The following is a 4943-nucleotide window of genomic DNA, read 5'->3' on the forward strand; positions in this document are numbered from 1 at the left end:
CGACATCGCCGAGGTGGTGGCGCGGGCCGCGGTTTCTCCCGTGCAGGCGGCGCGCGCCCGCGGGGTCTCGGTCTCGCTGGCTGACGACGCGGCCGCGCCCACCGAGATCAACGTCATCGGCCAGACCGTGGACGACGCCACCCGCGCGGTGGAGAAGTTCGTGGACCGGGCCTTCCTGGCGGGGCTGCCGCGGGTGCGCATCGTGCACGGCTCGGGCATGGGCATCCTGCGCAAGGCCCTGCGCCAGTATCTGCAGTCGCACCCCCACGTGGCTTCGGTCACCGAGCCCCCGCAGAACGAGGGCGGCGCCGGGGCCACCATCGTAGAATTGCGGGTCTGAGGTGGGAGATGACGGACAACGAACTGCGCGCCCACATTGACGCCATCGAGCGCGGCCCCGGCATGGTGGTGGCCGCGGTGGCCGGCGCGGACGACAAGGCGCTGCGCTACAAGCCCGCGCCCGACAAGTGGTGCATCCTCGAGATCCTCGGCCACTTGGCCGACGTCGAGGTGCTCTACGGCTACCGCCTGCGCCAGATGCTCGCCGACAAGGAGCCGGCCATCGCCCCCATCGACCAGGACGACTGGGCCCGCCACCTCGGCTATCTGGAAGCGAAGCCTGCGGAACTGCTGGAAGCCTACCGGGCCGCGCGCCGCGCCAACGTCCGCTTGCTGCGCCGACTGAAGCCCGCCGACCTGGACGAGAAGGCCGCCTTCCACCCCGAGAAGAAGCGCCAAGTCACGCTGGGCGAGCTGATCGGCATGATGGCCGTCCACGACCCCAACCACGCCGGCCAGATCGAGCGCCTGAAGAAGGAGTCCCGCGGCACGCGCTAGGCGCTTTTCCCCGCCCAACTCTGCGCCCCCCGTGATAGATTGCCGCGCCGGAGGGAAGCCCTATGAAGCTCCGCGCGTTCCTGCTGGCCGCCTGCTGCGGCCTGCTGCTCTTCGCCAAGGACCATCCTGCGTCGCCGCCGCCCTCGCCCGACCAGCTCTGGCAGGACCTGGCCGCGGGCAACGCCCGCTTCGTCGCGGGGCATCCGCAGGCGCGCAATCTGCCTGCCGACCGCGCCAAGTGGGCCAAGACGCAGTCGCCTCCGGTCGCGGTGCTGGCCTGCGCCGACAGCCGCGTCGCCCCCGAACTCGTCTTCGACAAGACCCTGGGCGACCTGTTCGTGGTGCGCGCCGCCGGCAACAGCCCCGATCCCCTGGCCATCGGCAGCCTGGAGTACGCCGTCGAGCACCTGGGCACGGTGATGATCGTAGTCATGGGCCACCAGAGTTGCGGCGCGGTCAAGGCCGCCTGCTCCGGGGAGAAGATGCCGACCGCCAACCTGGAGGCGGTGGTCAGGCCCATCCAGGCCTCATGCGCGAAAGCCCAGGGCAAGGACGTCGAGCCCGCCACCCGCGACCACGTCCACCAGGCCGCGCTGGCGCTGCTGGCGCAGAGCCCCATCCTGAAGAAGCGGGTGGAGGAGAAGAAGCTCACCATCGTCGAGAGCTATTACTCGCTCGACACCGGCAAGGTAGAGCGGCTGCGGTAAGCGCCTTCGGGTTGGGCAACGCCCAACTCGGACGGCGTCATCCTGAGCGGCCTTCAGGCTGCGAAGGATCTCGCGCGGTGCACCGAGACTCCCGACTCGGAGGCTTTTCAGTCCTGCTCGCGAGATCCTTCGGCGCTATGAGCGCCTCAGGATGACGCCCCGGTTCGGTCGGTGCCCTACGACCGCACCATCACCTTGTAGCGGTAGGTGATCACCTTTTCCTCGCCCGGCTTGACCGTGACCTCCCAGGTGAGGCGGGTGGTGGGATTGGCGGAGCGGATGGCCTCGGCCAGCTTCTCGCTCTTGCCATCGTCCGAGGCGCTCAGCACCTCGCCCGGCACCGTCTTGGTGATGTGCAGGCTGATGGCCTTGGACTTGTAGTTGCGCACCTTGAGCGTGCCCTCCACCGTGACCGCGTCGTAGTCGGAGTTGTTCCAGCGCAGCACCCGCGGCTGCCGCGCCACCTCCAGTTCCTGGCGGTTGGCGCGCACGTCGGTGGCCACGGTCAGCTTCAGGTTGGTCTTGGCGCCCTTGGGGGTGTAGAGCAGCGTGTCCTGGGAGATGGGCTTGGTACCCGAGATCACCAGCGCCGGCGCGCTGGTCCAGGGAAACTTGGTCGAGTTGGTCAGGCGCAGCGAGTGCCAGACGTTGTTCTCGGTGGTGTCGGGGGTCTGTTGGGTGGGATTGCCGTAGCGGTCGAGCTGCTGGCTGGGCGCCACCTCCCACTCGTAGATGTGCTCGATGGCCACCGGCGCGCTGAAGACGTTGTAGGTGGCGCGCTCGCCCTTGGCCAGCGTGACCCCGGGCTTGGAATAGAGGAAGAGGTCTTCCTCGGGCGCGCCCACGAGCTCGCCCACCGTGCTCGGGAAGAAGGTCACATAGTCGCGGTACTCAGTCTCCGAGGCGGCCCGCTGCGACATGACCGCATTTGACATGGGGCCGCCGACGCCGCGGCCGTTCACCGAGAGCATCCCGATCATCTCCGCGAGCGACTGCTGCAGCGCCATGGGCGAAGGCACGTCGGCGTAGCGGAAGTTGGGCACTCCCACCACGAAGAACAGGTCGGCGCCGGCGACGTCCTCGGCGTCGTTGATCACCACCGCCTGCAGCGTGATCTGCGCGGTGCTCTCGTCCTTGAGCGAGAGAAGGTAGGAGGGCGTCCAGCCCAGGCCCTTCTCCAGGTAGCCCATGGTGAGGTCGGCGCTCTCGCCCGCGCCGCCCTTCAGCTTGAAGCGCAGCGCCTTCAGGCTCTCGCTCGCCATGACCTGCGTGTTGGGCTCGCCCGCGAAGCTCAGGATGTTCACGTAACTGGCGTTCAGCGCCACCGTCTTCCCGTCCACCTTGAGCAGGAGCAGGCCGGCGGGGCGTGGGATGGCCACCGCACCTGCTTCCGCGGCCCCCGGTTCGGGCTTCTCTTCGGGCAGCGGCAGGATCTCGCCCGTAATCTCCTTGTTGCTGTACTCCAGCGTGACCGTCTTGCCCACGTTGAGCGCGAACAATTCCTGCACCGACTGCGCGGTGCGCGACTTGGGCCGCTCGTAGCGGTAGGCCACCAATTCGTCGAGCGAGACGCCCTCGCCCGCGGGTGCCACCCACAGCGTGCCCAGGGTGGCGGCGGGCGCGAAGCCGATGCGGCCTTCGCCCGACTTCAGCCGCGCCGTGCCTCGCTTGATCACGAAGGCCAGGCCGTTCTTGAAGGCCGCCACCGAAACCGGCTTCATCTCGGTGACTGCGTCGTCGCCCGCTTGCGTGCGGGCGGGGAGAAGGAGAGCCAGGCCGACGAACAGGGCCGACAAAGTCTTGGCGCGCATGCATGCACCTCGAAGTGGGATAGCGGGTGGGAGGGATTCTATCCCAGCAGAGTGCCGGCGGGACGAGGGAATGCCCGGATTTCAACAAGGAAACGGTGATTTCCACAGCGCCGGGCAGTCGCGCGCTCTTCGTCCCGCCGGCCACTTGGCTTAGACTTGAGGCACCTGCCATGGCCAACCCCGGCGACTTCGCCTACAACCTGAAGCAGCAGGCCGACATCGTCCGCATCGTGGGCGAGTACGTCAAACTGAAGAAGTCGGGGGCGCAGAATTTCAGCGGGCTCTGTCCCTTCCACCAGGAGAAGACGCCGTCGTTCTCCGTCCACGCTACCCGCCAGTTCTATCACTGCTTCGGCTGCGGCTCCTCCGGCGACGTCTTCAGCTTCGTCCAGAAGATCGAGAACCTCAGCTTCCCGGAAGCCGTGCGCCGGGTGGCGGAGAAGCTGGGCGTGCCCTTGCCCAAGCAGTCCTTTGCCACCCCCGCTGAGGCCCGGGACGCCAAGCTGCGGGGACAACTCCTCGACCTGCACGAGCGCGCCTGCGCCTTCTTCGAGCAGCAACTGCGCCGGCCGGAGGCCGCGCACGCCCGCGAGTACCTGGCCGGCCGCGGCCTCGGCGACGAGGTCATCCGCCAGTTCCGCCTGGGCTTCGCCCCCGACTCCGGCTTCCTGCTGCGCGACGCCGTGAAGAGCTCCTTCGACGAAGAGACCCTCAAGGCCTCGGGCCTGTTCTCGTGGAAAGAGGCCGCCGACGACCGAAGACCGACGACCGACGACCAACAGCCGACGACCGAAGGCCGACGGCCGACGGCGCTCTACTCCAAGTTCCGCAACCGCATCACCTTCCCCATCGCCAACGAGGCCGGCAAGGTGATCGCCTTCACCGGGCGCACCCTGGCCACCGACGACAAGTCCGGCCCCAAATACCTCAACTCGCCCGAGACCGCTATCTACTCCAAGGGCCGGGTGCTCTACAACCTGGAGCGCGCCAAGGAAGCCATCCGCAAGCTCGACTACGCCATCCTGGTGGAAGGCCAGATGGACTGCATCTCCGTCTTCGCCGCCGGCTTCCACAACGTGCTGGCCTCCTCCGGCACCGCCTTCACCGAGGCCCAGGCCAAGCTGCTAGGCCGCTTCTCCAAGAACCTGGTGGTCAACTTCGATCCCGATACCGCCGGCGCCGCCGCCGCCGACCGCTCTCTCGGCCTGCTGGTCGAAGAAGAGTTCCAGATCAAGGTGCTGACCCTGGAGAAGGGCTTCGACCCCGACCTGTTCCTGCGCCGCAAGGGCAAGGACGCCTATGCCCAGGCCCTGCGCGGCTCCGAGAAATACTTCGACTACCTGATCGAGCGCGCGCGCCAGCAGTTCCCGGTACGGACGGCCGAGGGCAAGGTCAAGGCGGTGAACTTCCTGCTGCCGCACGTCCACCGCGTGCCCAGCCGCATTGTGCGCGACGAGCTGGCCAACGACATCGCCCAGAAGCTGGGCATCGACTCGCAGGTGCTGCGCCAGGAATTGCGCCACGCCGCCTCCACTCGCTCCTCCACGGTGAAGACCCCTGCCGAGGCCCAGGTCACCCAGGCGGAGCG

General features: G+C 68.0%; 5 protein-coding genes. 4 read left to right on the forward strand and 1 reads right to left on the reverse strand.

Features of this window, described 5'->3' with window-relative positions; translation table 11 throughout:
• From VEG08_14000 to VEG08_14010, 3 genes are all read left to right on the forward strand, one after another.
• Positions 1 to 340: Smr/MutS family protein (locus VEG08_14000; GenBank protein HXZ29101.1), on the forward strand; the 340-nt coding region annotated here is incomplete at its 5' end.
• Positions 341 to 348: 8 nt separating this feature from the next.
• Positions 349 to 837: a DinB family protein gene (locus VEG08_14005; GenBank protein ID HXZ29102.1), complete on the forward strand. Its 489-nt coding sequence runs from the start codon at positions 349 to 351 to the stop codon at positions 835 to 837.
• A gap of 62 nt (positions 838 to 899) precedes the next feature.
• Positions 900 to 1544, forward strand: a complete 645-nt coding sequence (locus VEG08_14010; protein ID HXZ29103.1) for a carbonic anhydrase — start codon at positions 900 to 902, stop codon at positions 1542 to 1544.
• Positions 1545 to 1720: 176 nt separating this feature from the next.
• Here the strand turns inward: VEG08_14010 and VEG08_14015 are convergent, their stop codons facing one another.
• Entirely contained in the window at positions 1721 to 3355 is a 1635-nt protein-coding gene (locus VEG08_14015) for a hypothetical protein (GenBank protein ID HXZ29104.1), read from the reverse strand.
• 170 nt (positions 3356 to 3525) lie between these two features.
• Here VEG08_14015 and VEG08_14020 point away from each other — a divergent pair.
• On the forward strand, positions 3526 to 4943 hold a 1418-nt coding region (locus VEG08_14020; protein HXZ29105.1), incomplete at its 3' end, for a DNA primase.

This window comes from Terriglobales bacterium (genome assembly GCA_035624475.1).
In the GTDB taxonomy this organism is placed as follows: domain Bacteria; phylum Acidobacteriota; class Terriglobia; order Terriglobales; family Acidobacteriaceae; genus DASPRL01.